This window comes from Leptolyngbya sp. CCNP1308 (assembly GCF_034932455.1).
In the GTDB taxonomy this organism is placed as follows: domain Bacteria; phylum Cyanobacteriota; class Cyanobacteriia; order Phormidesmidales; family Phormidesmidaceae; genus Nodosilinea.
Genome location: NZ_JAYGIH010000111.1, coordinates 12,376 through 37,131, shown reverse-complemented (window position 1 = coordinate 37,131; position 24,756 = coordinate 12,376). Strand labels below are relative to the sequence as shown.

General features: G+C 58.1%; 27 protein-coding genes and 2 riboswitches. Of the genes, 13 read left to right on the top strand and 14 right to left on the bottom strand.

The window, feature by feature from the left end; translation table 11 throughout:
* Positions 1-23: 23 nt before the first annotated feature.
* The 3 genes from VB780_RS29035 (at position 24) to VB780_RS29025 (ending at position 3,804) form a co-directional block, all read left to right on the top strand.
* Positions 24-881, top strand: a complete 858-nt coding sequence (locus tag VB780_RS29035; RefSeq protein ID WP_323354680.1) for a carbohydrate ABC transporter permease — start codon at positions 24-26, stop codon at positions 879-881.
* Positions 882-954: 73 nt separating this feature from the next.
* Positions 955-2,052 carry an ABC transporter ATP-binding protein gene (locus VB780_RS29030; protein ID WP_323354679.1) on the top strand — a complete coding sequence of 366 codons (1,098 nt, stop codon included), beginning with the start codon at positions 955-957 and terminating at the stop codon, positions 2,050-2,052.
* A 132-nt stretch (positions 2,053-2,184) separates the two neighbouring features.
* Positions 2,185-3,804, top strand: coding sequence for a diguanylate cyclase (locus tag VB780_RS29025; RefSeq protein WP_323354678.1), 1,620 nt, complete (start codon positions 2,185-2,187; stop codon positions 3,802-3,804).
* Here the strand turns inward: VB780_RS29025 and VB780_RS29020 are convergent.
* Positions 3,801-4,298 carry a molybdenum cofactor biosynthesis protein MoaE gene (locus VB780_RS29020; protein WP_323354677.1) on the bottom strand — a complete coding sequence of 166 codons (498 nt, stop codon included), beginning with the start codon at positions 4,296-4,298 and terminating at the stop codon, positions 3,801-3,803. The genes VB780_RS29025 and VB780_RS29020 overlap by 4 nt on opposite strands.
* Before the next feature lie 215 nt (positions 4,299-4,513).
* Here VB780_RS29020 and VB780_RS29015 point away from each other — a divergent pair, with 215 nt between their 5' ends.
* The gene (locus tag VB780_RS29015) at positions 4,514-5,275 is read left to right on the top strand and encodes a YdcF family protein (protein WP_323354676.1); all 762 of its coding nucleotides are present in this window, start codon (positions 4,514-4,516) and stop codon (positions 5,273-5,275) included.
* Between the two features lie 75 nt (positions 5,276-5,350).
* Here VB780_RS29015 and VB780_RS29010 read toward each other — a convergent pair whose 3' ends face one another.
* Positions 5,351-6,367 (bottom strand): aspartate carbamoyltransferase catalytic subunit, encoded by a 1,017-nt coding sequence (locus VB780_RS29010; RefSeq protein ID WP_323354675.1) that lies wholly within the window; start codon positions 6,365-6,367, stop codon positions 5,351-5,353.
* Here VB780_RS29010 and VB780_RS29005 point away from each other — a divergent pair.
* On the top strand, positions 6,366-7,019 hold the full coding sequence (locus VB780_RS29005; protein ID WP_323354674.1) for a hypothetical protein: 654 nt from the start codon (positions 6,366-6,368) through the stop codon (positions 7,017-7,019). The two genes, VB780_RS29010 and VB780_RS29005, sit on opposite strands and share 2 nt — an antisense overlap.
* 54 nt (positions 7,020-7,073) lie before the next feature.
* Here VB780_RS29005 and VB780_RS29000 read toward each other — a convergent pair whose 3' ends face one another.
* The 5 genes from VB780_RS29000 to VB780_RS28980 all read right to left on the bottom strand — a co-directional run bounded on the left by VB780_RS29000 (position 7,074) and on the right by VB780_RS28980 (position 13,176).
* On the bottom strand, positions 7,074-7,649 hold the full coding sequence (locus VB780_RS29000) for a universal stress protein (protein WP_323354673.1): 576 nt from the start codon (positions 7,647-7,649) through the stop codon (positions 7,074-7,076).
* 97 nt (positions 7,650-7,746) lie between these two features.
* Positions 7,747-7,907, bottom strand: a riboswitch (cyclic di-AMP (ydaO/yuaA leader).
* A gap of 381 nt (positions 7,908-8,288) precedes the next feature.
* Positions 8,289-9,134, bottom strand: a complete 846-nt coding sequence (locus VB780_RS28995) for an ABC transporter ATP-binding protein (protein ID WP_323354672.1) — start codon at positions 9,132-9,134, stop codon at positions 8,289-8,291.
* 158 nt (positions 9,135-9,292) lie between these two features.
* Positions 9,293-10,708 carry an ABC transporter substrate-binding protein gene (locus VB780_RS28990; protein WP_323354671.1) on the bottom strand — a complete coding sequence of 472 codons (1,416 nt, stop codon included), beginning with the start codon at positions 10,706-10,708 and terminating at the stop codon, positions 9,293-9,295.
* 137 nt (positions 10,709-10,845) lie between these two features.
* The gene (gene ntrB, locus VB780_RS28985; protein ID WP_323354670.1) at positions 10,846-11,694 is read right to left on the bottom strand and encodes a nitrate ABC transporter permease; all 849 of its coding nucleotides are present in this window, start codon (positions 11,692-11,694) and stop codon (positions 10,846-10,848) included.
* Between the two features lie 97 nt (positions 11,695-11,791).
* A riboswitch (cyclic di-AMP (ydaO/yuaA leader) is annotated at positions 11,792-11,955 on the bottom strand.
* Between the two features lie 243 nt (positions 11,956-12,198).
* Entirely contained in the window at positions 12,199-13,176 is a 978-nt protein-coding gene (locus VB780_RS28980; protein ID WP_323354669.1) for an aldo/keto reductase, read from the bottom strand.
* A gap of 166 nt (positions 13,177-13,342) precedes the next feature.
* Here VB780_RS28980 and VB780_RS28975 point away from each other — a divergent pair, with 166 nt between their 5' ends.
* Together VB780_RS28975 and speE are read left to right on the top strand one after the other, a co-directional pair.
* Positions 13,343-13,894, top strand: coding sequence for a peroxiredoxin (locus tag VB780_RS28975; protein WP_323354668.1), 552 nt, complete (start codon positions 13,343-13,345; stop codon positions 13,892-13,894).
* A 300-nt stretch (positions 13,895-14,194) separates the two neighbouring features.
* A complete protein-coding gene (gene speE / locus VB780_RS28970) occupies positions 14,195-15,478 on the top strand; it encodes a polyamine aminopropyltransferase (protein ID WP_323354667.1) in 1,284 nt (427 codons plus the stop codon).
* Between the two features lie 73 nt (positions 15,479-15,551).
* Here speE and VB780_RS28965 read toward each other — a convergent pair whose 3' ends face one another.
* Together VB780_RS28965 and VB780_RS28960 are read right to left on the bottom strand one after the other, a co-directional pair.
* Positions 15,552-15,986, bottom strand: a complete 435-nt coding sequence (locus VB780_RS28965) for a PIN domain-containing protein (protein ID WP_323354666.1) — start codon at positions 15,984-15,986, stop codon at positions 15,552-15,554.
* Positions 15,976-16,200 carry a hypothetical protein gene (locus tag VB780_RS28960; protein WP_323354665.1) on the bottom strand — a complete coding sequence of 75 codons (225 nt, stop codon included), beginning with the start codon at positions 16,198-16,200 and terminating at the stop codon, positions 15,976-15,978. The genes VB780_RS28965 and VB780_RS28960 overlap by 11 nt, the downstream gene beginning before the upstream one ends.
* A 57-nt stretch (positions 16,201-16,257) precedes the next feature.
* Here VB780_RS28960 and VB780_RS28955 point away from each other — a divergent pair, with 57 nt between their 5' ends.
* The 4 genes from VB780_RS28955 (at position 16,258) to VB780_RS28940 (ending at position 19,095) form a co-directional block, all read left to right on the top strand.
* The gene (locus tag VB780_RS28955; RefSeq protein WP_323354664.1) at positions 16,258-17,307 is read left to right on the top strand and encodes an agmatinase family protein; all 1,050 of its coding nucleotides are present in this window, start codon (positions 16,258-16,260) and stop codon (positions 17,305-17,307) included.
* A gap of 119 nt (positions 17,308-17,426) precedes the next feature.
* Complete coding sequence (petN, locus tag VB780_RS28950) at positions 17,427-17,516, top strand: cytochrome b6-f complex subunit PetN (protein WP_073610575.1); 90 nt, start codon at positions 17,427-17,429, stop codon at positions 17,514-17,516.
* An 18-nt stretch (positions 17,517-17,534) separates the two neighbouring features.
* A complete protein-coding gene (locus tag VB780_RS28945; protein WP_323354663.1) occupies positions 17,535-17,723 on the top strand; it encodes a hypothetical protein in 189 nt (62 codons plus the stop codon).
* 13 nt (positions 17,724-17,736) lie between these two features.
* Complete coding sequence (locus tag VB780_RS28940; protein WP_323354662.1) at positions 17,737-19,095, top strand: 16S rRNA (cytosine(967)-C(5))-methyltransferase; 1,359 nt, start codon at positions 17,737-17,739, stop codon at positions 19,093-19,095.
* Positions 19,096-19,114: 19 nt separating this feature from the next.
* On the opposite strand, the gene VB780_RS28935 is transcribed toward VB780_RS28940, so the two are convergent.
* The 3 genes from VB780_RS28935 to VB780_RS28925 all read right to left on the bottom strand — a co-directional run bounded on the left by VB780_RS28935 (position 19,115) and on the right by VB780_RS28925 (position 21,621).
* Positions 19,115-19,360: a hypothetical protein gene (locus VB780_RS28935; RefSeq protein WP_323354661.1), complete on the bottom strand. Its 246-nt coding sequence runs from the start codon at positions 19,358-19,360 to the stop codon at positions 19,115-19,117.
* A gap of 113 nt (positions 19,361-19,473) precedes the next feature.
* Entirely contained in the window at positions 19,474-20,760 is a 1,287-nt protein-coding gene (locus VB780_RS28930) for a YcbK family protein (RefSeq protein WP_323354660.1), read from the bottom strand.
* A gap of 177 nt (positions 20,761-20,937) precedes the next feature.
* Positions 20,938-21,621 (bottom strand): SDR family oxidoreductase, encoded by a 684-nt coding sequence (locus VB780_RS28925; RefSeq protein ID WP_323354659.1) that lies wholly within the window; start codon positions 21,619-21,621, stop codon positions 20,938-20,940.
* Between the two features lie 187 nt (positions 21,622-21,808).
* Here VB780_RS28925 and VB780_RS28920 point away from each other — a divergent pair, with 187 nt between their 5' ends.
* Positions 21,809-22,390: a hypothetical protein gene (locus tag VB780_RS28920; protein WP_323354658.1), complete on the top strand. Its 582-nt coding sequence runs from the start codon at positions 21,809-21,811 to the stop codon at positions 22,388-22,390.
* 658 nt (positions 22,391-23,048) lie between these two features.
* Positions 23,049-23,264, top strand: coding sequence for a DUF2811 domain-containing protein (locus tag VB780_RS28915; RefSeq protein ID WP_323354657.1), 216 nt, complete (start codon positions 23,049-23,051; stop codon positions 23,262-23,264).
* 6 nt (positions 23,265-23,270) lie between these two features.
* On the opposite strand, the gene VB780_RS28910 is transcribed toward VB780_RS28915, so the two are convergent.
* The gene (locus VB780_RS28910; RefSeq protein WP_323354656.1) at positions 23,271-23,984 is read right to left on the bottom strand and encodes a hypothetical protein; all 714 of its coding nucleotides are present in this window, start codon (positions 23,982-23,984) and stop codon (positions 23,271-23,273) included.
* Positions 23,981-24,622 (bottom strand): ParA family protein, encoded by a 642-nt coding sequence (locus VB780_RS28905; RefSeq protein WP_323354655.1) that lies wholly within the window; start codon positions 24,620-24,622, stop codon positions 23,981-23,983. Before VB780_RS28905 ends, VB780_RS28910 begins: the two co-directional genes overlap by 4 nt.
* Between the last annotated feature and the right edge of the window lie 134 nt (positions 24,623-24,756).

Here is a 24,756-nt window from a genome sequence, read left to right as displayed (position 1 = left end):
ACCTTCCCCATCTTCCCCACCCCATGCCCCGCCTCACCTCCTGGCTCACCCGCACCCCTGTCCACCTCGCCCTAATCACCCTCTCCCTGCTGTGGACGCTACCCAGCTTGGGCCTGCTGATCAGCTCCATCCGTCCGCCCGCTGACGTGCTTTCTACGGGCTGGTGGACTGTGTTTCAGCATCCCTTTGAGTTCACCCAGTACAGTCTCGAAAATTACCGCGCGGTGCTGGGCGCGGCGGGCATGGGGCAGGCGCTGCTGAACAGTTTTACCATTGCCATTCCGGCGACGGTGATACCGATCGCGATCGCCGCCTTTGCCGCCTACGCCCTGGCCTGGATGGAGTTCCCCGGGCGGCAGTGGTTGTTTTTGGCGATCGTGGCGCTGCTGGTGGTGCCGCTACAGATGACGTTTATTCCCCTGCTGCGGGCCTACCGCGACCTGGGCTTGACGGGCACCTTTACCGGGGTGTGGCTGGCCCACACGGGCTACAGTCTGCCCCTGGGCATTTATCTGCTGTGCAACTACATCCGGGCGCTGCCTGGCGATCTCATCGAAGCGGCGGCGATGGATGGGGCCACCCACATCCAGATTTTTACGCGGGTGGTGGTACCGCTGTCGATGCCTGCGATCGCCTCCTTTGCGGTCTTCCAGTTTCTCTGGGTGTGGAACGATCTGCTAATTGCTCTAGTATTCCTGGGCGGTACCCCCACCGTCGCACCTCTGACAATTACCCTCACCAACCTGGTTGGCTCACGGGGCCAAGACTGGCACCTGCTCACCGCTGGGGCCTTCATTACCATGACGGTACCGCTGCTGGTGTTTTTTGCCCTCCAGCGGTACTTTGTGCGCGGGCTGCTGGCGGGCTCGGTGAAGGGATAGGACAGCAGAAAAAAGGAAGACTGAAAAGCGAAGATAGAAAACGGAAAAACAGCCCCCTCACGTCCTTACCCCTATGGCCTCGGTCACTTTCAAGTCTGTTACCAAGCGCTATGGCGAGTTTGTGGCTCTGCGCGATTTAGATATTGAGATTGGCGATCGCGAATTCCTTGTCTTCGTTGGCCCGTCAGGCTGCGGCAAAACCACTACCCTACGGCTACTGGCAGGGTTAGATAGCGTGACCACGGGCGATATCTACATTGGCGATCGCCGGGTGAATGAGCTGGCTAGCCGCGATCGCGACATTGCTATGGTGTTTCAGTCCTACGCGCTGTACCCCCACATGACGGTGTACGACAACATGGCCTTTAGCCTGGAACTCCAGGGGCTCAGCAAAGGCGACATTCAGCAGCGGGTGCAGCGGGCGGCCCAGCAAATGGGTCTCGAAGCCCTGCTCCAGCGCAAGCCCAAGGATTTATCGGGGGGGCAGCGGCAGCGGGTGGCGGTGTGTCGGGCGATCGTCCGCGACCCGGCGGTGTTTTTGATGGATGAACCCCTCTCTAACCTCGATGCCCAACTGAGGGTGCAGGCCCGTACCGAAATCAGTCTCCTCCATCGCAATCTACAGAGCACCTTCATCTACGTTACCCACGACCAGGTCGAAGCCATGACCATGGGCACCCGCATCGCCATTTTGAACCAGGGCGTCTTACAGCAGATCGACACGCCCCAGGCCGTCTACAGCACCCCTAAAAACAAGTTTGTGGCCGGATTTATCGGCAGCCCCGCGATGAATTTCTTCGACGGAGCGCTGGTGGAAATGGCCGACCAGCTCTGGTTTAAATCTGACGCGCTGGTACTGGCTCTGCCGACTCCGACCCAGTACCAGCGCTACATCGGCCAGCGGGTGATCTGCGGCATTCGCCCCGAAGATATTCACGATGCCCGCTACCTGCCCCCCGCCATTGTCACCACCCCGCTCAAAGGCACCATTAGCCACACCGAAAGCATGGGCAATGAAGTGATTGTCTACCTCACCCTGGGCGACGGGCAGACCTGCGCGGCTAGGGTTGACCGCCGCTCAACCCTAGCCCTGGGTGAGACGGTAGAATTAGTCCTGAACATCACAGCTCTGCACCTCTTCGACCCTCATACCGAAGCGGCGATAATTTAACCCCTTAGACAGATCGTATTCAAGCTGGGCTTTTGCTAACTTGGCTTAGAACAACATTGCACAGAGGATAACTTGTTTCTGTCGTTTGTTCCTTCGTTCTAATGCCCGCTCTACCGTTCGAGGACTTTCTCTATGGCCAAGGTGCCTAGAGATAAACAACAATCTCCCCGATTTTGGAACGAAATTACCCCAGAGTCATCAGAGATGCACCTCTCCTCGACGGCGTGGCGACACGAGGCGACCGTGAATCGGCAGATTCAGGTCTATGCTCAGCTCCATCTGCTGCAACAGATTGTGGATGCGCTGCCCGCCTGTGTTTCCTACGTAGACAAAAATCTCTGTTACCAGTATGTCAATGTCACGTATCACGCCTGGTTTGGCATCAAGCCAGAGGATATCTATGGTCGATCGCTAGAGTCGGTCATCGGCACTGCCGCCTACGCAAAGGCCAAACCCTATATCGATCGAGTGTTAGCAGGGGAAACGGTGGTCTACGAAGCCACCCTACCCTATGATGCGGCGGGGATTCGCTACGTGCAGGCCACCCTGGCCCCTGACTGCGACCTTGAAGGGGCAGTGAAAGGTTACTTTGCCCTGGTTCAAGACCTGAGCGATCGCAAAGCGGCAGAACTCGCCCTAGAGCGCAAAGCCGATCGAGATCGCACCCTCTGGCAGATTACCCAGCGCATTCGGCAAACCCTAGACCTGCAAGACATTTTAGCCACCGCCACGGAAGAATTACAGCGTCATCTGCGCGTCGATCGCACGCTGATTTTTCAGTTCACCTCTAGCCATAGGGGCGGGGTGATTCAGCTCACGACCCAAACCGATTGCCCCATAGACCCCGCCGCCCACCAGTGGCAGGCCCAAGGGCTGCGGTCAACCTGCTACCAACACTACGGCCAGGGCACCGTGAGCACCATCTCTAACCTGGAGACGCAGGATGCAGACCAGTGTCTCAGCCCCTGGCTGCGGGCGATCGCCGCCAAGTCAGCAATGATTGCCCCAGTGCTCCAGTCGCAAGGTGAAGCGGAGACCCAGCTCTGGGGGGTTGTAATTGCTCAAAACAGTCAAGACTACCGCCAATGGCGCGCCGGGGAAGCCGAACTGCTGGAGCAGGTGGCCAATCAGTTGGCGGTCGCGGTGCAGCAGGCCGATCTATTGGCGAGACTACAGTGCCAAGCCGAACGGCTGGCCGAGGCCAACCAGGCCCTAGAGCAGGCTAACCAACGCCTCAACGAACTGAACCGCCAGGATGCCCTGACTAAAATCGCCAACCGTCGCCATTTTGACACCGTACTCCGCCAAGAGTGGAAGCGTCTGGGCCGCAGCCAGTCGCCCCTCTCGCTGGTCATGTTTGATGTCGATCACTTCAAGCAATTCAACGATCGCCACGGGCACCCGGCTGGAGATGACTGCCTGACCACGGTGGCTCAAACTAGCCAGCGGATTGTCAATCGCCCCACCGATTTAGTCGCCCGCTACGGAGGGGAAGAGTTTGCTGTAGTCTTGCCAAATACCCATCTCGCGGGTGCCCTCACCATTGCCGAGACCCTGCGCCACAGCATTCGCAATCTCAATATCGTGAATTTTGAGACGGCCACCGAGACGGTTTATGTCACCGTGAGCGTAGGAGTGGCCTGCCAAATTCCTGCTGCCGGCACCTCGCCCCAAACCCTAATCGACATCACCGACCGGGCGCTCTACCAAGCCAAGCAGACCGGACGCAACCGCGTCGTCTGTAGCGATTAGACCTCGACTGTCGATACTTCTCGCTCATCTTCACAACTGCCAATACTCACCCAGCTTGTCGAGCCATCCTCCCACCATTCTTTCTTCCAGATCGGGGCATTGTGCTTGAGAGTGTCGATCGCATACTGACAGGCCGCAAACGCCTCGGCCCGGTGGGGACAGCCCACCGCCACTAGCACGCTGATCTCGCCCACGGCCAGCTTGCCCGTGCGGTGATGAATCACGACGCGGGTGGCCTCCGCCCAGGTGGCGCGAATTTGCGCGGCAATCTGCTTAAACACCTCTAGGGCCATGGGTTCGTAGGCCTGGTATTCCAGCGCCACGACGGCTTTGCCCTCGCTGTTGTTGCGCACCGTGCCGCTCATCACCACCACCGCTCCGTTGGCGGAGTCATCGGCCAAACCATAGACCTCCTCTACAGAGAGGGAGGCAAAGGTCACCCGCAGACTATCGGCGGTGGAGGCTACAACAGGCCCAGGTGTAGCAAGCTGCATAAAGAACCCATAAACAACAACAAAGGCAGCACAGGCTTTACAAAAATTCGTCTATCGTGATGAACGGTTACGCTGGGCGGAAAGTCCATCCCTAAACGAGCTGTCATGCACCAGGGTCGAGCCTGTCTGGCATTGGGGCCGACATCCCCTGCGGCCAATGCCTTGCATTATAGGGTGGGCGACCCAGCTTCTGAAGTCCAAGCTGGAGGTATACCGTGGTGAATCTATCGGCCGGCCACATTACGTCGGCAGGTGATCTGACGCGATCGCTCTGGCGACTGCTCAATGTGCTCCTACAGCCGGGCATTGTGCTACCCATGCTGGCCGCGATGATCGCCGCCCCCTGGATTGTGCGCCCCCGACGGTGGAAGCGTCGGATGAGTCTGGCCGGGGTGCTGCTCGTGCTGATCTATGGTTTGGGGATCTCTCCCCTAGGAACTCACCTGGGGGGAGAAGCCCTGGCCCTCCTAATTCCCCAGGATGGCGATCAGCCCGCCGATGCCATTGTGGTGCTGGGTCGTGGGCCAGACTTTCGCCCCAGCCGCGTGCAGGTCGCCGCCGATCTGTGGCGGCGGCAGCGGGCACCCCTGATCTTTGCCAGCGGTCGCGGCGACGCTACAGAAATTGGCCAGATGCTGGCGGCCGCTGGGGTACCTGCCGCCGCTATTGACGGCGAACCCTGCTCCGCCACCACCAACGAAAACGCATTGTTTACGGCGGCAATGCTACAGCCCCAGGGCATCAGGCGGCTGATTTTGGTCACCGACCCGCCCCATATGGCGCGATCGCTCCTCACCTTCCGCAGTCTAGGCTTTGAGGTCACTCCCCACCCCAGCCCTGTGCCCAGCAGCCTAGGCAATCGCGGACGACAATTCCTAGTGCTGCGGGAATGGGCCGGATTGATCGGCTATGGCATGATGGGGCGCTATTTTGCACGCAAAACGGGGGAGCCAGGGTTTGGGGTGAGGGCGGGATAGAAAGTGGGGAAGGTGAGAGAGGGGAAGTGCAAAATTGAAAATTCAAAATTTTGCACTTTGAATTTATCCATCTCCTCACCCCGCCGCACCCTTATCCCCTACCCCCATCAGGTACAGCAAAGCCATCCGCACGGCGACGCCACTGGTCACCTGGTCGCCAATTAGGCTCAGGTCGGGGTCATCCATCAGGTCAGAGCTAATTTCGACGCCGCGATTCACCGGGCCGGGGTGCAGTATTTTGACGGTAGGTTGGCAGTGGGCGATGCGATCGCGCGTCACCCCAAACCCTTGGTGGTACTCCCGCAGGCTGGGCAGCAGGTGCTGGGCCATGCGTTCCTTTTGTAGGCGCAGGGTCATCACAAAATCGGCCCCCTCTAAGGCTGGGGCCAGGGTGCTGTGCTGCACAATGGCGCGGGGAATGTCGATCGGCGACTGGGTAATAAAGGCGTCGGCAAAGCCGGGGGGTAGCAGGGTGGGCGGGGCCGCCAGGTGAACCTCAGCGCCGCAGGCCGTCAGGCACCAGAGATTAGAGCGGGCCACGCGGGAGTGGAGAATATCGCCTACCAGGGCAATTTTCTTGCCTTTTATTAGGGATGCCGTGGGTTGATCCGGATCGAGGGTCAGTCCCAGCGTGAATAGATCGAGCAGGGCCTGGGAGGGGTGGGCGTGGAGCCCGTCACCGCCGTTGAGCACGCCGACTCCGGTATTTAGCCGATCCATTTCGGCGGCGATCGCTCCCGGCACCCCCGCCTCCTGGTGGCGAATCACCATCAGGTTGGTGCCCATAGCCAGGTAGGTCTTGGCGGTGTCTAGAATAGTTTCACCTTTGGTGAGCGACGAGGTGCCGGGGGCAAAATTGAGCACATCCGCCGACAGGCGTTTGGCGGCCAGCTCAAAACTGCTGCGGGTGCGGGTCGAGGGCTCAAAAAACATGTTGGTAACCACCAACCCTTGCAGGGCGGGCACCTTACGGGTACGGCGCGACAGCACCTGCCAAAAGCTCACCGCCGTCTCCATCACCGTTTCAAATTCCGCCGCCGTAAAATCAGCCAGCGACAGCACGTGTCGTCGATTCCAGGAAGCACTCGCCATGGCCCGTTGTCTCAACCCTGTTAAATACCGTCCCCACCATACCTGGCTGGGAGGCCAAGGGATAATTTCGGGCGCGATTTTCCTGGCGCTTTTGGGGCTGCTGGGGAGTTGTTCTGGGAAAGGGACTGAGGTAGAGCCGATACCCAAGGCGACGGATTTAGTGGTACCTGCGGACTCTGCGGAAGCGGCGATCGCCCCCCTGTTCCAATCCCTAGAGTTAGCCCCCAACCCCGCCGATGCCCTGGTCAGCGCCAACCGCTCCATGCAGGCCAGTGCCCGGCGGCTAGTGATGCCCGCCGACCCAGTCGCCGTGGATCTCCATACCCTCGACGATCGCTGCGAAAGCTACCAAACCCAAGCCATTCAGGTGCCCCGCTCCCAAAGCATGGAGAACACCGTTGCTCTGATCATGGCCGAGCAGGCTATTCCGGATCTGACCCTGTCGGGCTACCGCACCAGCTTTGACCCCGAGACCAAAACCGTCACCATCGACCTACGGGTGGCCCGCAACTCTCGCCGAGTGCTCAACTCGCTGTCGGTATGCGAGCAAAAGGCGCTGCTGGGCAGTCTGCGCGAGACCCTGATCAACCAGCCTGACTGGAAAATTGAGGCCGTCATCTTTACCAATCGGGGTAACCCCCTAGTGCTGTAGAGCACCTTTTGCAGTATTCATTAGCGCTCGTCTAGAAAAACGACGCTAGCCCCGTTACTTGGGGAGCCCCAGCACAGAGCACGGAGTTTGGGAATCTAGCTGTCGCACCAGCTGGTGCTTGGCCGTGTGGCAACCCACTAGCAGCACCTCAGCCCCAATCTCCTTAGCCACCTGGCTGAGCTCGGTCGCCACTTGGCCTACCCGCAGGTGGGCGTTGAGCGACCCGCGCCACTCGCTGGCCAGGCAGCGAGCCTGCCAAAGAATGCGATCGGCATTGGCAATGGTTTTAGGGCGGGTTTTATCAACCACGTAAACCACGTGCACCATCACCGGATTAGGCTTAGCTAAACGGGTTTGGTGGGCTACACACAAAGCCAAATCGAGGGCAGCCTGACTGTGGGCTGAACCGCTGTAGCCGACGACGAAGTTGATTGTTTGCTCGTCTACATTAGGGCCTAAAGTAGGCGGTTTAGGCCGCAGCAGTAAAACAATATTCTTCGCTAGATCGCGGCGACCCAGGGCTGCCTCTAACCGCATAATCATGGGCTTGATGGCCGCCTCGGGAGAAACCTGAGGAACAATCGAAAATGGCTGCCTTGATGGGGCAGTGGCACGTGATTTGAGCTGCATAAGACCCTCCTGGAGCCTAGTCATAGACAGCGAACAAGCCGTGTTAACACGACTTAGGACACTGAAACAACCAACGCACTGGCGTAAATGGTGAGATTCAGTCTCCCTCAATGCCGACGAGGTTAGCTGACGGGCTAGGGTTGAGAGATACCCTTTTCCGATTACCCTCCATGGGGTATTAAGAACTCGGAAACACGCCCCTTTAACTGGTTCCCCCGCTCTAGCCGTTGGGACAACTAGATTAGGCTGACTTGTTCGACTCCTAAATTGTAGAAGGGGAAAATGAAAAGCGTCAACGAATTCTTTGCGTTATGTGACTATTTGTATCGCTAGATACAGATAGTCCAAGGAAGAAAATATTTTTATTTTTTAGGTAAATTTCTCGACTCTAATAGAAGGCCTTGAGCTGGCCTAAAAAGATGTTTTAGTCGGCATGTTTCCCCTAAAAACATCTTCCGCTGGAGGTATTTTGCGGTTGCTAAAGTAACCAAAAAGAGGGCGGCGATCGCCACCCTCTTTCCCCCTTCGGGTCATAGCCATAGCTATGGTGGCAGCTAGGTTAAGGTGCAGTAGGCCAGTCTGGCTAATCCTGCCTGGCTGTTACTCAGTAGCCTGCAAGCCTGACCTGACAAAAGCCTGCTAGCTGGCCATTTGCTCAAAGTAGCTGTCGAGGAACCCCAGGGCGTGGTTGCGCAGATCGTAATATTCTGACGACTCCCGCAGGGCGGTGCGATCGCGCGGGTGGTCAAAGGGCACGGTCAGAATTTCGCCAATCTGGGCATTGGGGCCGTTGGTCATCATCACAATGCGATCGGCCATATAGATGGCCTCGTCCACATCGTGGGTAATCATCATCACCGCCTGGGGGTTGCGCTCCCAAATGTCGAGCACCTGGCGCTGGAGGTGGCTGCGGGTGAGGGCGTCGAGGGCACCAAAGGGTTCATCCATCAGCAGCATTTTTGGCCGAATGGCCAGGGCACGGGCAATGCCCACCCGCTGCTTCATGCCGCCCGACAGCTCATCGGGGTATTTCTCGGCGGCGGCGGTGAGGTTCACCATCGCCAGGTGTTCTTCGACGAGGTCGGTGCGATCGCGGGGAGAGAGCTGATCGCACACCTCATTTACCGCTAGCCGCACGTTTTCGCGCACCGTCAGCCAGGGCAGCAGCGAGTATTGCTGAAACACCATCATGCGATCGGCCCCTGGTTTTTTAATGGGTGAACCCTCCAAGAACACCCCGCCAGAGGTAGCCTGCTCTAGCCCACTGACAATTTTGAGCAGCGTCGATTTGCCGCAGCCCGAGTGGCCAATAATGGCGATAAACTCGTTTGCTCCAACGGTGAGATTGATGTTGTCGAGCACCACCGTGGGGTCGCCGCCAGCGCTAGGGTAGGCTTTCACCAGGTCTTGAACGACCAAAAAATCGGTTTCAAACTCAGCCTGCCGTTGATCAGAGGGCTGCGAATATTGACTTGACTTAACCATGGTTTTCTCCTGAATAGTGCATCTAAATAACGGAAGACTGTTTCGCCGCAAAGGGGTTGGGTTAAATGGTTTAAAGGTTAGAAAGTTGAAAGGTTAGGATTTCTCAACCTTCCAACTTTTCAACCTTCCAACGTGCCAACTTTTTAACCCACCAACCCTCACCCCATAAAAATCCGCTGGGGACGATTAGCGCGAATCTCAAACCCATTCAGATAGCCCACCGGGTCGCTAGGGTCGTAGGCAACACCATCAATAAACAGTTCCCCAGGCTCTACTTTGTAGTCTTCTGCTGGGCAGTCGATGCCCATTTCAGCCGCAATGTCTCGATAGAGATCGGTGCGCCAGGCCTGGCGAGCTTTGGCCTCGGCATCGGCTGGAAACTCGGCAATTTGCCCCCAGCGAGCCGCTTGAGTCATTAGCCAGATCGACTGAGACTGCCACATAAAGGTGGAGTGGTCTCCAGGGGGATGGGGTAGATCCTCGGGTAGTTCAAAAAAGATGGTGCTGTCTGGTATTTGAACTTTGCGGCTTTTGCCGTCGAAACCGCCGTAGTTGTAGTTGCCCACCAGGCCGGGTTCTGTAAATTTGGGCGGTGCCCCGGTAAACGATCGATCCGAGATAATTGCCGCTACTTCGGTGCGGTTGGCTGGGTCATCGCAGTAGCGGCAGGCCTCGATCATCGCCTTGACGAGGGAGCGGTAGGTGTTGGGGTTTTCATTGATAAAGTCTTCCATTACCGCCAGTACTCGGTCGGGGTGGCCCCGCCATATCTCTTTGCCGTGGGCAAAGGTAAAGCCCACGTCCTCGTTGCCAGAGATGGCGCGAGTATTCCACGGCTCGGCCACCATGTAGGCCTGCATCGCCCCAATCCGCACGTTAGACACCATCTGCGGCGGCGGATTGATGATGATGCGAAAAGACTCTAGGGGGTCAACCCCCGCCGCCGCCGACAGGTAGCGAATGAAGTATTCGTAGATGGCCGAACTGAGTACCGTGGCCCACACCTTTTGCGTCGGTGGCAGCCCGTCAAAGTAGCCCCGAAAGTCGCGGCCAAAGGCCTCCAGGTCGCCCTCGTATTCTCGCCAGGGGCGCAGACCATAGTCCCACATGGCACGGTTCATAGTCATGGCGTTGCCGTGGCGGTGAATGGTCATGGCGGCACACATGGGAGCCTGGGGGGCACCCTCAGCCCCAACCCGGGCATTGGTCACCGCACCAGAAACTACGGGGGCGGCATCGACTCGCCCAAAGATGATGCCATCGCGGGAGGTGCCCCAGCTGGCCTCGCGGTTGAGGGTGACCGTCAACCCGTATTTGTAGAAAAACCCTTTGGCCTGGGCGATCGCAAAGGGAGCGCAGTCATTGACGGGCACGTAGCCCACTTTAATCTGCGATCGCTCTAAACTGGCTGGGTCAACCACCTGCTCGATGTCGGCGGCCTGCGCCGCCCCGCTGGAGGGTGGACTGCTTGAGCGATCGCTGGGGCGCAGCGCCTGACTACAGGCCGAAGCCGCTAGCCCCGCCGTAAACCCAACCGCCCCCTGCAAGAGCGATCGCCGATTGATCCTGGTCATGGCTTTAATCCTTTTGTCAGTGAGGTGTCACGAGGTGATTTAGACAGGTCGGCAGTGGTTGACTGCCGACCCAAAATTTGCTTTGCAAAGGCTTTGCTCAGCAGTGGCCTGAGCCGCTTTGCCAGCCAGCTTAAGGGCTATACGGCTTTGGTGGGGCGATGGGTGACCCATCGCTCGATCAGGGTAATGGCGTAGTCCAACAACAGGCCGGTAAGGCCAATAACAACCACCGCCAGAAATACCGAACTGAGGCTGAGCCGGTTCCATTCATCCCAGATAAAAAAGCCAATGCCAATGCCGCCCGTGAGCATTTCAACTGCCACAATTACTAGCCAGGCAATTCCTAAACTCAGGCGCAAACCCGTGAAAATGTAGGGTAGACTAGCGGGCCAAATAATCTTGGTCATTTGCCGCCAGCGCGGCATTTCTAGCACCTGTGCCACGTCTAAATAATCTTTGGGAACGCTGGCTACACCCAGGGCAGTGTTAATTACTGTGGGCCACAGGGAGGTGATAAAAATCACGAAAATGGCCGATGGGTTAGCCAGATTAAAAATCGACAGGGCAATGGGCAACCAGGCTACCGGAGACACCGGACGAAACAGCTGCACCAGGGGGTTGATGGCCGTCATGGCGCGGGGCGAAAGACCAATCCAAAAGCCAACTGGAATAGCCACTAAAGTTCCCAGCAAAAACCCCAACAGCACCCGGCGCAAACTGGCTAACAGCAGCCAGCCAATGCCCAAATTGCCCGGCCCCCGCCGGAAAAAGGGGTTGAAAATATAGTCGAGGTTGGCGACGAAGGCCTCCCAGGGCGTAGGCATCAGCGTGGTAAAAAAGCTGGCGATCACCCACCAGACCAGCAGCACGACGAGAAACGCGATCGCCGGCAAGACAATTCGCTCTAAGGGCAGACGCAATGGTGGATTGACAGATTCGGGCCGCCCCAAACGGGCAACCGCACGAGTGCGCAACTTACGCTGCATGAGACCCTCCTAGAGGTTAATCATGGACAGCGAACAAGCCGTGTTAACACGACTTAGGACACTGAAACAGCCAGGCACTACTAAAAATGCTGACGATTCAATCTCCCCTCAATGCCGACGAGGTTAGCTGACGGGCTAGGACTGAGAGATGTCCTTCTCCGATTACCCTCATTTGGGTATTTAGAACTCGGAGATTAGCCCCTTTACTGGTTCCCCCGCTCTATGGGCACTTAGTGCCGATAGACTAGGCTGACTTGTTCGATTAGATGAAGTCTAGATGCAAGTAACGGAGAATGTCAAGCAGGTTCATGCACTCTCTAACCCATTATTTCAGTTTGAATAACCCGCTCTATCTGCTGGTATAGGTACTTTTGCGTTGGGCTTTTTAGCGCGGTATGAAATCCTTTTAGGATCTCTTAGCTTTGGCCCCTTTAGCGACAGCTTAGCTACGCTAAATTGTCGCTAAGGCCACTTGTCTAAAGACAGATTTTGACCTGAAGTTGTCTAGCAATGGCTCTGGGTGAGTTGGGTAAGCTGAGCCTTTTCTTCAGGGGTGAGTTGCCAGCCGAGGGCACCGGCATTTTGGCTGGCCTGGTGGGCATTTTTAGCGCCAGGAATGGGTAGCACATTGCCCTGGCTCACCAGCCAGTTGAGGGCGACCTGAGCGGGGGTGCGGTCTCTTTTTTCACCCATGTCTCGGAGCGCTTGAATTACCGGCATCAGTTTGGTGAGGCCGCTTTGGCTAAAGCGCGGGTCGAGCCAGCGCGCTCCGGCGGGCTTGAGGTCGGCCTCTGGGGTATACTTGCCCGTCAGCAACCCCTGGGCCAGGGGGCTGTAGGCCAGAATGGTTACCCCCAGTTCTCGGGCTGTAGCGATCACGCCATTGGTTTCAGGTGTGCGGTTGAGCAATGAATACTGCACCTGGTTTACTGCCAGCGGCACGCCCTGCTCGGCCAGGTAGCCGTGGGCTTCGCGCATCTGGTTTGCTGAATAGTTGCTCACCCCCACGGCCCCAATGCGGCCCCGCTTGACCTCAGCAGCCAGGGCCTGCATGAGGTCTTTTTGGCTGAGCAAAAAACTCAGCGGCCAGTGCACCTGATAGAGGGCTACTGAGGCTACCTGGAGGCGATCGAGGCTGGCAGCTAACGCATCGGCCACCGACTGCTTAGAAAATCGCCAGGGCAGCGGAAAGTACTTGGTAGCCACTATTGCGCCCTGGGCGGCCGGCTGAGGGCGCTGCTGCATAAATCGACCCAGCAGCCGCTCCGACTGGCCAAACCCATAGATCTCAGCGGTGTCAAACAGGGTCAACCCAGCGTCGAGACAGGCGTCAAAGGCGGCGTGCAGGTCACTGTCGCTATAGGCTTTGCCGTAATCCCAAAATAGGGAGTCGCCCCAGGCCCAGGTACCCACTCCCAGCGCTGGTACCGTGGGGCCATCGGGGCCAAGGGTAATGGTCTGTAGGTCAGCAGTAGGAGACATAGTAAAGGTTCCTTGAAGGGGCCGTTGGCTGGAGGGGAGGGGACAGCAATATTGTAAACTTTGGTTAAAAAGCTTTCAGAAACCCCTATCGGTCGGATGACCTCAAGGCAGATGTTTCCCGTTTTGCCCTTCCCTTACGCCCTCTATTTCACAGGATCAGTTCTCTATGAATCGCCGTCGTTTACTGCGGGCCGCTCTGGGTCTCTGTCTCGCCTGGCTGAGCTGGATAATATCGCCAGCCCCGGCCCTGGCCCTGGGGGGTACCCAGATTCCGATTGGGGAGTTGGCTCCTGAGTTCACGTTGCCGACTAACGCGGGCGATGGGGAAATTTCTCTGGCTGATTTTCGCAATCAGTGGGTGGTGCTGTATTTTTATCCGCGCGACTTCACCTCAGGCTGCACCATTGAGGCCCAGCGATTTGAGCGCGATATAGCCGAGTACAAGGCTCGCAATGCCCAGATTGTTGGGATCAGCGCCGACAGCGTTGAGTCCCATGCTGAGTTTTGCGATTCTGAAGGGCTGGAGTTTCCGCTCTTGTCTGACCCCAAAGGGGCGGTGAGCAAGGCCTATGGATCGTGGCTGGGGGCAATGTCGCTGCGGCACACCTACATCATTGGCCCCGATGGCACCATGCAGGCCCGCTTTTTGGGGGTGCAGCCGGTGATTCACAGTCGAGAGGTGCTGGCGACGCTGGATGAGTTGCAGGCAAAGTCCTAGGCCCAGCGGCGGCGCGATCGCCCTTGGACTGGTCTTTAGACCACCGCACCCAGCCCGCTTTGAGGTATGCAGTAAACTGTCAGCCAGTGTATACCTGTTGTCGGCGGATTGCGATCGCCCCCTCCCCCTACGCCCCTACCCCAATGTGATCTGCCCTACATGCAAAAACGACCCTCGGGGTCTACACCATTACAAGATCCCTAAGGCAGGGCACTGCCCATGACCTAGGGAAATAGACTCTGAAACAGTGATACAGTAATCGATCTTTGATTTGGGCCAACTCTAAGGGGGAAAGGGCGCATGAATTCGCTCGGACGACATATTTTGGTTGAGTTCTTTGGCTGTTCGTCAGACATTCTCAACGACGTGCCGCTGATTGAGAGCAGTATGGTCGGGGCCGCTGCCGATGCCGGGGCCACGGTGATTAGCTCAGTGTTTCACCATTTTTCACCCTTTGGGGTGTCTGGGGTAGTGGTGATTCAAGAAAGTCACCTGGCTATCCACACCTGGCCTGAGTATCGCTACGCTGCGGTAGATTTATTTACCTGTGGTGATACCGTCAACCCCTGGATCTCCTTCGATAAGCTCAAGACAGCGTTTAAGGCCGACTACGGTTCGGCCCTGGAGATGAACCGGGGTCAGCTCGAACTGCTGGAGCGGATTGACGTTGACCTAGGCGAACTGCGCGACGAGGCCACCAACAAGCTAGTCACCCCAAAACAGAGCCGCAGCGTCTGGTTTACCGACAAAAATGACGACATTGCGCTGTCGATTCGCCACAAGGGCGATCGCATTTTTCGCGAAAAATCGCCCTACCAAACCGTCGAAATTTTTGACACCTTTGCCTACGGCAAAATGCTCACCATCGACAACATGGTGATGTGCAGCGAAAAGGATGAAAACGCCTACCACGAGATGATCATCCACGTGCCCATGCTGCTCAACCCAGCCTTTAAAGATGTGCTGGTAATCGGCGGCGGCGACGGCGGCAGCGTGCGCGAAATTCTGCGCCATCCCCAGGTGGAAAAGGTCACTATGGTTGAAATTGACGAAGCGGTAGTGCGAGCCTCGAAGGAATTTTTGCCTTCGCTCTCAGGCGCGCTCGAAGACCCCAAGCTCGACCTACGCATTGAAGATGGCATCGCCTTTGTAGCCAACGCCCCCGATGCTAGCTACGATCTAATTGTGATCGACTCCTCCGACCCGGTGGGGCCTTCAGAGGGGCTATTTAGCACCGCGTTTTATCAGCAGGTGCATCGGATTCTTAAGCCCGGCGGGGCGATTACGGCCCAAAGCGAGTCGCCCCGGTTTAACCAGCATGCCTTTGTGGATATTCACCACTGTTTAGAGGGCATTTTTGGCGACGATAACGTGTACTGCTATCTGGCGTTTATCCCCACCTACCCAACGGGCATGTGGAGCTTTAATTACGCTACTAAGGGCGCGGCCCACCCGCTCCAGGGCATGGACGCAGCGAAGTCCGAATCGTTTGCTGCTGAGCACAGCTTGCAGTACTACAACGTGGGCATGCACCAGGCGGCCTTTGCGCTGCCTACTTTTGTGCAAAACATGTTGAAGGGGTAGCGAGACTTGTAGGAGATAGGAGAGGCCAAGCTTCTCCTATCTTTTCTCTTAGATTCTGCGTTGCCAATAGCAGTTAATTCTGGCTGAATGGATTGGTAACTGTGAGATGATTCTCAATGATCAATCCATCCTGCATGTCTTCGCTGTAGAGAATCGTTGCGCCACAATCTACTGCGGCAGCGCAAATGAGGCTATCCCAGAAGGAGAGCTGATATCGGGTTCTTAAAGCTGAGGCCTGAAGCAAAATTTCTTTGGATAGATGCGTTACCTGACAACGCTTGTAAAACGCTGTAACGACTTTTGAAATTTGAGTTTCATTAAAGCTAGCTTTTTGAAGCAAATTTTTACAGACTTCGTTAATTACCTGAGTGCTGACTAACAAGCCTGGTTCTGCAACAATAGTTTTCGCGGTCTGGTGCTTAACTTCATCTTGGCGGCGGTTGAATGCATAGAGCCAAATATTGGAATCGACAAAGCAGTTGTTAGGCTGTAGCGCATCACCGGTCATAGAGGTCTTCACGGGTTTGGGGCATGAAGTTGTCGATATCAAGGGGATGATCGAGCAAGTTCGCAATCATATCTTCTTCCTCGTCGAGGACTAAGGGCTCTGGCATGAGCAGAATGACTTTGACCTGAGTGCTGTTGCCAAAGGTTTGCTGGTATTGAGGAGGGATTGCGATCGCGCCATTTTCAATCTTGGTTTCAAATTCCACCGCTTGCATACAATTCTCCCGCAAGTTCAGTACCGCTAACCCTACGCTATCGCTAGTATCTGCTCTATGACCACTTCAACCATCAATCTACAAACCTTTGACCCCAATGGTGTCGGCCTTGACAACGGCAACCTCTACGGCCTGCCCTGCGACTACGACACGGCGGGCATCGTCATCTTTGGCGTGCCCTGGGAAGTGACGGTGTCGTACCACCAGGGCACCGCCCAGGGGCCTCAGCGGGTGCTACAGGCTTCTCCCCAGCTCGATCTGTACGATCGCGACAACCCCGAGGGCTGGCGTCAGGGCATCTTCATGCCGCCAATTCCCCGGCATTTGCTTAAGCTCAACCAGCAGGTGCGGGAAGCGGCAAATCGCGTCATTCAGGCAACGGAGGAGGGCGTGGCGATCGCCACCCAGCCCCTCCTCCAAACCGACCTCGACAACGTCAACCACGCCTGCGAACAGATGACCGGCTGGCTCTATGCCCAGACCGCCGCCGCCCTTGACGCTGGCAAACGGGTAGGGGTGATTGGCGGTGACCACAGCGTGCCGTTGGGCTACCTGCAGGCCTTGGCCGATCGCCATCCCGATTTTGGCGTACTGCACATCGACGCCCACGCCGACCTGCGCCACGCCTATCAGGGCTTTCGCTACTCCCACGCGTCGATTATGTACAACCTGCTAGAGCTGCCCCAGGTGAGCAGGCTGGTGCAGGTCGGTATTCGCGACCTATGCCACGACGAGGTGTCGCTGATCAAACACTCTGAGGGCCGCATTGTTACCCACTACGACTCGGTGGTGAAAGAGAACACCTACCGAGGCATTCCCTGGATGAGCCAGTGCGAAGCGATCGTCGCGGCTCTGCCTGAGAAAGTCTATGTCAGCTTCGATGCCGATGGCCTCGACCCCAAGCTCTGTCCTAACACTGGTACTCCCGTCCCCGGTGGGCTGGAACTGGAGGAAGTCTTCTGTCTACTACGCCAGGTGGTGTGCAGCGGGCGGCAGATCATCGGCTTTGATCTCTCGGAGGTGGGCGACGGCGAGTGGGATGGCAACGTGGGGGCCAGGGCGGTCTACAAGCTGTGCTGCCTCATGGGGATGCCGAGAGCTGCCTAGGGCTGCGAGGATCCCTCACCATAAATCTCTCCCCCTAGACGAGCAAGACGTTGAAGCGGGGAAACGCCGTGGCATTATGATAAAAATAGCTGTGTCGTCTTGAGTCGTAGAAAGCACCTATGGATATTTTGTCGTTTGGTTGGGTTTCGCTGCTGGTGGTGTTTACCTTCTCTCTGTCGATGGTGATCTGGGGTCGCAACGGTTTCTAAACCCAGCGTCTATAAGCTATGGAAGCAACTGTACAAGCCCAAGCCTTTGGTATTTTGGCCACCATTGCCCTGGTGCTAATGGTCGTGGTGACCGGTGGCGTGGTTTATTTAACCGCCGCCGACTGGCGCGATCGCCGCCGCCGCAAAAACGACCAGCAGACCGCTAAGCGTGATCCGCAGATCGGCAAGCGCCGCGCAAAATCGTAGCTTGGCTAAACTCGTGACTACTCGGGCTGCTGCCCCCGCTGGGGCACGGCAACTGGCCTTAAATGTGCTACTTCAGGTGCAGGCAGGGGCCTATGCCGATGTTGCCCTACACCGCACCCTAGGTCAGGCAGAGCTGAGCGAAAGCGATCGCGGCTTTGCCACCGAACTGGTCTATGGCACCGTTCGCCGCCAGCGCACCCTGGATGCCCTTATCGATCAGCTGGGCACTCGCCCCGCAGACAGACAGCCCCCGGTGCTGCGCCTCTTGCTGCACCTGGGGCTTTATCAGTTGCGCTACCTCACCGCCGTACCCGACTCGGCGGCCGTGAATACCAGCGTTGATCTGGCCAAGGCCAATGGGCTAGGCAAACTTTCTGGGGTGGTAAATGGCCTGCTGCGCCAGTACATCCGCCAGGCAGAAAAGGGTACAGATCCCCTACAGTTGCCCGACCAGTCCACAATCGCCCTAGGAATCCGCCACAGCTACCCCGACTGGTTGATTAATCTATGGCTCGACCAGCTGGGTGCAGAAGAAACTGACCAGCTGTGCCAGTGGTTTAACCAGGTGCCCTCGATCGATCTGCGGGTGAACCGCGATCGCACCACCGTCGCAGCGTTACACACTGCCTTTGAGGCGGCGGGCATTGCCGTGAACCCTTTGGCAGGGATTCCCTTTGGGCTGCGTTTGGTGAACCACCAGGGTTCGCTCACTGACCTACCCGGCTATGAGGCGGGCTGGTGGAGCGTGCAGGATGCCAGCGCTCAGCTAGTGGGGCTACTGCTCAACCCACAGCCGGGCGAAACAGTGCTAGATGTCTGTGCGGCTCCGGGAGGCAAGGCAACCCAAATAGCAGAGATTGTGGGAGAACACGGGAGGGTGTGGGCGTGCGATCGCGCCCCCTCTCGCCTCAAAAAAATTACCGCCAATGCCGTCCGCCTGGGCCTCACCAACCTGCACACCCACGCTGGCGACAGCACCGACCTCACCCAGTTCCACGGTCAGGCCGACCGGGTCTTGGTGGACGCTCCCTGCTCGGGGCTGGGCACCCTGCACCGCCACGCCGATGCCCGCTGGCGGCAGAATCTAGACAGCATAGCAACATTAGCCGCACTGCAAAGCGCCCTGCTGGCTGAGGCCGCCCGCTGCGTCAAACCCGGTGGCACTCTGGTCTACGCCACCTGCACGCTGCACCCCACCGAAAACGAGGCTGTAATTGAAGCGTTTTGCCGCGCCCATCCTACCTGGCAGGTGCAGCCGCCAACACCCGGCTTTGGGAACGGGCTAGAGGTTGCCCCCGCAGGCTGGGTGCGCGTTTGGCCCCACCGCCAAAACATGGACGGGTTCTTTATGGTGAGGCTTCAGCAGGTCTAATACGACCCTCAGAAAACCGTTATTCTGACGCCTCAAGCTTTTCGCGCGAATCGCCCCAGTAGGCGCTTACGGTAATCACTTCCTGGTCGCCCTTGATTTCCGACGTCCAGCGGTAGACGGTGTTTTTAGGATTCACCCCCACCTCTAGCAGTTTGGCCCCCATGTAGTATTCCATCGAGTCACGGGTGCGCTTTTTGAAAAACTCAGACTGATCCTTGGGCACCGTGCGCGATAGATGGGCCTGGGTATGTTTGGGCTGGGGCATGAACGTTAAATAAAAATAGTGAGCTGCTTTTCATCATAAACCAGAGAAAGAGGCCCGCTGCCGAGCCGATCGCGACGACCTGAGCAGCGAGGCAGACGCGCGTCCCAGACTGATTAAAACCCCCAGGTGCGCTTGGGGCCGGTATCGAGATGAATGATGTTGGGAATATTGCCGTAGATGCCCATGCCCCCCGGCCAGCTCAGCATCAGCGCGTTGGCCACCTGGCGACCGCTCAGCCCCTGCACCTGAATATCAGCGGCGCGGCCAAACAGGTGCTGGCTTCGGGAAGCCCCTCCCACCGCCGCATTTACCGCTGGTGGCCGATACCAGGAGGTAATTTGAAAGGGTCGGTTGAGGCGATCGCGCGCCCCCTGAAGCGCTCGAGCTAGGCCAATGATGTTGTCAACAATCGCCTGGGTTTCGGGAATGCGGGTGGCATCTCGCGTGGCTTCGCCCCAGGTAAAGCTGCCGCCGGGAATAATCGGCTGGTCGGTGTAGAACGTCGAGGTATTGCCCGGCAGGCGAAAGGGACGGCCCACGTACTGGGGCGGCGGCGGTGCCGTTGGGGGCGGATATACAACTACTCCAGCCCGCTCGACCCGCGCATGGCCCTGAAACACATACCAGGTATTCAGCCCATTAATGTCGTCTTTGACGTACTTGATGGTGAAACGAATATGGCCGTTAAACGACCCCTGGGCATCGGCAAAGGCGTAGGCACTGAGCACGATTGTGGTGCCCGGTGCGGCGGCGACCCGCTCGATAGGGGCCAGTTGGCCACTATCCACTGGGCGACGCTTGAACAGCGTACTGGCGGTTACCCGCAGCACAAAAGCATTGGGGTCTGGGCGCGGAAACACCACATCCTCATCGAGGGTGACAAAGGCGTGGGGGGTATACACAAACCAGGTGCTCAACCCATTGACGAAGTCTTCAGGGTTGCGAATGGCAATTTTGATGTGGTTATTAAAGTTGCCCTGGCTGTCGGCAAAGGCGTAGGAGTGCAGATTGTAGGTCTGGCCCCGAGACACCGCTACGGTTTCGCTGGGGTCGAGCAGGCCCGAGTCAAGGGGGCGGCGCTTGAGCAGGGTGCTAGTGTTAATCCACAGCACGGGCATCCCCTCCTGGTCTTCGTGGGGGTAGACCACAACGCCGCCGGCCTCAACCTGGGCATCGCGGCTGGGCACAAACCAAGTATTAAAGCCGTTGGGGGCACTGTCGCGAAAGGCCACTTTAATATGGCCATTAAACCCACCGTCAATATCGGCATAAGCGTAGGATTGCAGCGGATAGACGCTGCCCGCCGCGATCGCCACCTTTTCGTTAGCGGCCAGCTGCCCCGGCGGCTCTGGCCGCAACACCAGCATCGTAGCCCGGTTGATGCGTAAAACTTGGTTCACCCTGCATTCTCCACTCTCACCAAGGCTTAATCATATAGCACCATCTTTTGCTCCCAGGACATCTGCCTAGGGAGGGGTGCGGATCAATTAATTTCACAGACTCAGCCCGGTGGCCGTCAGTTCCAGGCTGGAGATAGGGCATTATCCGTCCATACTGACTCATCTCTCGCTAACGGCTTACCCCGGCACCGTCAACGCCCGCCCGTTATCCGAGGGCTGAAAGCTGAGAATGTAGGGCACCGCTGCCTTGACCCAGGTGGCGATCGGGGTGTAGGCGGCGGCATCGTCGCCGTAGCAGGTTTCGAGCATGGCGGTGTGAATAATACCGGGGTTGAGGGCTACCGCCGCCATGCCAGCGGGTAGCTCCTGGGCGAAGGCCTGGGTAAGCCCCTCAATGCCCCACTTGGTCGCACAGTAGGGGGCGAACTCTGGGGAGGTCGATCGCCCCCAGCCGGAGCTGAAGTTGACGAAAATGCCCGATCGCTGCTCGACCATAGGCGGCGCAAAGTGGCGAATGACGTTGACGGTGCCGTTGAGATTGACCGCCACCACAGCGTCAAACTCTTCAGCGGGCACCCTCCACAGCGGGGCCGGATGGTTGACCAGACCGGCATTGTTGATCACCAGGTCGGGCAGTCCGTTGGCGGCGATCGCCCCCTTAGCCCAGGCCGCCACCGCTGCGTCATCGCGGATATCGACCGCCGTGAACTGGTGGGGGTCGGGGTACTGGGCCGACAGCTCGGCGATCGCCTCGGCCCGGCGAGCACAGCCCGATACCCTGTGGCCTGCCGCGACAAAGCCTGCGACCATCGCTTGACCCAGCCCCTGGCTCACCCCAGTAATGACGATATGTTTGCCCATAACGCGTGCAAAAGTATGTGCAGGACAGTACAACCGGAGCACCCCGGCCCCGACTATGGCTGAGCATGCCCTAATCTGGCCACAGGCGCAAGGGGCGAGCGGCAGGCCTTGTGGCAGGCCCTATGGCAGGATGGAATGAACTTGGGACACAGCCCAGTTCAGGGATAGGGCGCAGGGAAAAACCGCAATGGACAACTGGATCTTGAGACTGCGGCAAATACCGGTGGTGGTAGTGCTCTGCCTGGTACTGGGGGGCTTGGGGTGGGTCATTCGGCCCGGCCCCAGTGCCGTGGTATGCGCTGGCCCCTTGGTGCCGGTCTCTGACCATCGCACCGCTCCGGGCCAAGTCTACTGCCGGGCCACGCTACCGCCCCCCTGGGCCTGGCTGCCAAGCCAGAGCTTTTTGCTCGACGATTTTGCTATGACCTCAGAGCTGTGCGACAACAATCCGCGCGGCGGCGTACGCTTTTGCCACCGTCTGACACTGATAGGAAACGCGCGTCAGGTCACGCTGCCCGAGGTGCGCACGCCGCTTTCGGCGGCGGCTATAGAGGAGCAGCTACGCCAGTTTATGAACGGTGAGGGCAGCCCGCGCCTGAGCTGGTCTAGCTCCGGCGGCGGCTTGCCCTGGCGAACTCTGGCTATTGCCTTACTGCTGCTAGTCGCCACCTGGGCACTGTGGGATGTGCGCTGGCCGCCTGTGCCGCCGTCACCCCTGGCCCTCGATGGGGCGCTGCCCGCACGCCGCGCCATTGATAAAAAGGATTAACTGGGCGCGATCGCCCAAACGCCTCAGCCATCAGATAGAGCAGCACCTCAGCAAACTGTCAACCACTCTTCCGGCAAGATGTTACAAAACAAAATATTGCGGGGGTGTTTTCCCCAGGTTTTCCCCAGGCTTAGCCGACTTTTCCCCAGGTTTTCCCCAGGCACCTACGCCGGGGCGCAGGCTGAGGCAACCCTGGGGAAAACGGCATCTATTCCAGGGGCGATCGCCCAGTCCCGTGCCGACCCGCCCGCCTACCCCTGGGGATCGCTAGAACCCCTATGCCATCGTCGGTGCCCTACTGCCGGTAGCTCAATCAGGCCCATAGGGCAAGATTGACAGTATCCAGAGAGTTCGGCAGAATAGTGCGACTGGCAGAGCTGAGTACCGCGCCTCCGGACCTGAAAAGCCCGTCTCTGGGTGGTTTACAGGTCAGCGTGTAGTACAGCCGCTTTGCCCTGGGCTGAGGTTTGCCCAGGTGAGTTCCCGTGTTCTTTTACTAGACAAAATGTTGCATCGGCGGGCGTTGAGGCTCTCACGCCCGGCGGTTGCGGGCGGCTATGGTGCTGCCCGCCCCAACGACTGGCCTAAGTGCCGGTCTACGCTGTTGTGCCCCGCCGCGATCGCTACAGTCCCTCTCCCCTTACCAAGGCATCGCCCCATGACCCTCAACACGACCACCCCCAAGGTTAGTCTGATGGCCGAAGTGCCCGAAGATCTCTTCAACGCGCTTCAGGTGTACCTAGACGGCAACCCCGCCTGGAACCAGCACCGCGTCTTCTGCGCGGCGCTGTCGCTGTTTTTGATGCAGGATAGTAAATGCGATCGCGATGTCAACCGCATCTACCTCGATGCCCTGTTCGACTACACTTCCTAAAACGGCCTAGTCAACCCAGCCAATGTCGGCATCGGTCAGCATGGGGTTGGGCTGCCCTGTCATCGGGGTTAACTCTGGCACGCCTCGGTGATAGGTGGGCTTATCTTTAGTCTCCGCCGGGCGGCGGGGGGTAATGTCCACTCCAGAGCTGCGGCGGGCAGGCGGTGCCGCCACCGGGGCCGGGGCCTCCGCTAACTTCAAAATGGTTGCCTTCGCCTCCTTTAGCTCTGCCTGGGTTTTAGCCAGCGCTTCAGCCTTGGCCTTAGTGTCCGCCTCCGCCTGGTCTAGGCTGTCTTTTAACTCAAACAGCCGCCCCTGCTGGGTTTCTAAGTCTTTTTGCAGCCCGGCAACGGTTTTTTCTAGCTGGGCCTTGTCTTTCTGAGCTGCGGCCAATTCTTTTTCGAGAGCGTCCACCTGCTGGGTGAGGTCGGCATCGGCAACGGCTAGCGCTGTTGCTTCGGCCTTGGGCTTAGCCGGAGCAGCTTCTGCCTCGACTTTTGCCTTAGGTTCAGTCTTCGCTTTGCTGGCCGTCTTTGCCGATTGGCGGCTGGTGGCGGTGCGGCGAGATGAGCTAGAGCGAGACGCGCGGCGGCTAGCGGTGGCCTTAGGGGCCGCCGGGGTGGCCTCGTCAGATTCAGCCTGGGGAGTAGCCGCAGGGTCTGAGGCGTCAGCCTTATTCACTTCTTCTTTCAGTAGGTCGGAAAGGCTTTTTTTCGTCATGGCTGAATCCAGTCTCGCTGTAGTTCTTCGGCAACTCGGCAGTAGTCAGAACGGGCCTCCTGGCTGTTTTTGCCGCGCCACTTGAGCACCGGCAGCCCCTCTAATGCGGCCCGCTCATGGGCTTTGTAGGCCCGAATAAACGCATTACAGGCGGGAATTTTTAGCTCCAGCAGGGTGTTCTGGGCTTCAATGGCTTCGCCGACGCTGCGGGAATCCACCTTCGTCAACAATACTCGATGGGATACCCCGCTGGGCGATACCGCTTCATTCACTGTAGTAATCAGCACGGCTAGATCCATCGGTGCGGGGGGCGTGGGCAGCAGCAAATAATCCGCCGCTGGAATCACCGCCGCCAGCGTCGCCGACCCCAGCGCTGGCGGGGTATCCACCACAATTAGGTCATGGGCATGCTCCTGCCTCAGCCGTTTTAGCCGAGCTGGGTTGGTTTCTGGCTTTATCTCAAAGCCCAGGTCAACCGGGCTACGCCCCGTCCACCACAGGGCCGACCCCTGGGGGTCAGCATCGACCAGCAGCACCGATCGCGTCTCCGCAAACACTGCCGCCAAATTAACGGCGGTCGTGGTTTTGCCCACCCCTCCCTTGCCGTTAAACACCGCCAACACAATCGGGCTAGCCAATCGAAGATCCTCCTTAGGAGATGCGGCCAAAGCCTATAGCAAACGGTCTGCCAGAATTTTTCGGGCCGGTTTTTTTGAGGCCAGACAAACCAGCACCAACGCGGCCATGTTCGTTTTACGACGCCACGCCACCG

Bases quoted from the DNA above. Each gene is read 5' to 3' on its own strand.
- VB780_RS29035 (WP_323354680.1), top strand. From the start codon at position 24: ATGCCCCGCCTCACCTCCTGGCTCACCCGCACCCCTGTCCACCTCGCC.
- VB780_RS29030 (WP_323354679.1), top strand. From the start codon at position 955: ATGGCCTCGGTCACTTTCAAGTCTGTTACCAAGCGCTATGGCGAGTTT.
- VB780_RS29025 (WP_323354678.1), top strand. From the start codon at position 2,185: ATGGCCAAGGTGCCTAGAGATAAACAACAATCTCCCCGATTTTGGAAC.
- VB780_RS29020 (WP_323354677.1), bottom strand. From the start codon at position 4,298: ATGCAGCTTGCTACACCTGGGCCTGTTGTAGCCTCCACCGCCGATAGT.
- VB780_RS29005 (WP_323354674.1), top strand. From the start codon at position 6,366: ATGGCCCGTTGTCTCAACCCTGTTAAATACCGTCCCCACCATACCTGG.
- VB780_RS29010 (WP_323354675.1), bottom strand. From the start codon at position 6,367: ATGGCGAGTGCTTCCTGGAATCGACGACACGTGCTGTCGCTGGCTGAT.
- VB780_RS29000 (WP_323354673.1), bottom strand. From the start codon at position 7,649: ATGCAGCTCAAATCACGTGCCACTGCCCCATCAAGGCAGCCATTTTCG.
- VB780_RS28995 (WP_323354672.1), bottom strand. From the start codon at position 9,134: ATGGTTAAGTCAAGTCAATATTCGCAGCCCTCTGATCAACGGCAGGCT.
- VB780_RS28990 (WP_323354671.1), bottom strand. From the start codon at position 10,708: ATGACCAGGATCAATCGGCGATCGCTCTTGCAGGGGGCGGTTGGGTTT.
- ntrB (WP_323354670.1), bottom strand. From the start codon at position 11,694: ATGCAGCGTAAGTTGCGCACTCGTGCGGTTGCCCGTTTGGGGCGGCCC.
- VB780_RS28980 (WP_323354669.1), bottom strand. From the start codon at position 13,176: ATGTCTCCTACTGCTGACCTACAGACCATTACCCTTGGCCCCGATGGC.
- VB780_RS28975 (WP_323354668.1), top strand. From the start codon at position 13,343: ATGAATCGCCGTCGTTTACTGCGGGCCGCTCTGGGTCTCTGTCTCGCC.
- speE (WP_323354667.1), top strand. From the start codon at position 14,195: ATGAATTCGCTCGGACGACATATTTTGGTTGAGTTCTTTGGCTGTTCG.
- VB780_RS28965 (WP_323354666.1), bottom strand. From the start codon at position 15,986: ATGACCGGTGATGCGCTACAGCCTAACAACTGCTTTGTCGATTCCAAT.
- VB780_RS28960 (WP_323354665.1), bottom strand. From the start codon at position 16,200: ATGCAAGCGGTGGAATTTGAAACCAAGATTGAAAATGGCGCGATCGCA.
- VB780_RS28955 (WP_323354664.1), top strand. From the start codon at position 16,258: ATGACCACTTCAACCATCAATCTACAAACCTTTGACCCCAATGGTGTC.
- petN (WP_073610575.1), top strand. From the start codon at position 17,427: ATGGATATTTTGTCGTTTGGTTGGGTTTCGCTGCTGGTGGTGTTTACC.
- VB780_RS28945 (WP_323354663.1), top strand. From the start codon at position 17,535: ATGGAAGCAACTGTACAAGCCCAAGCCTTTGGTATTTTGGCCACCATT.
- VB780_RS28935 (WP_323354661.1), bottom strand. From the start codon at position 19,360: ATGCCCCAGCCCAAACATACCCAGGCCCATCTATCGCGCACGGTGCCC.
- VB780_RS28925 (WP_323354659.1), bottom strand. From the start codon at position 21,621: ATGGGCAAACATATCGTCATTACTGGGGTGAGCCAGGGGCTGGGTCAA.
- VB780_RS28920 (WP_323354658.1), top strand. From the start codon at position 21,809: ATGGACAACTGGATCTTGAGACTGCGGCAAATACCGGTGGTGGTAGTG.
- VB780_RS28915 (WP_323354657.1), top strand. From the start codon at position 23,049: ATGACCCTCAACACGACCACCCCCAAGGTTAGTCTGATGGCCGAAGTG.
- VB780_RS28910 (WP_323354656.1), bottom strand. From the start codon at position 23,984: ATGACGAAAAAAAGCCTTTCCGACCTACTGAAAGAAGAAGTGAATAAG.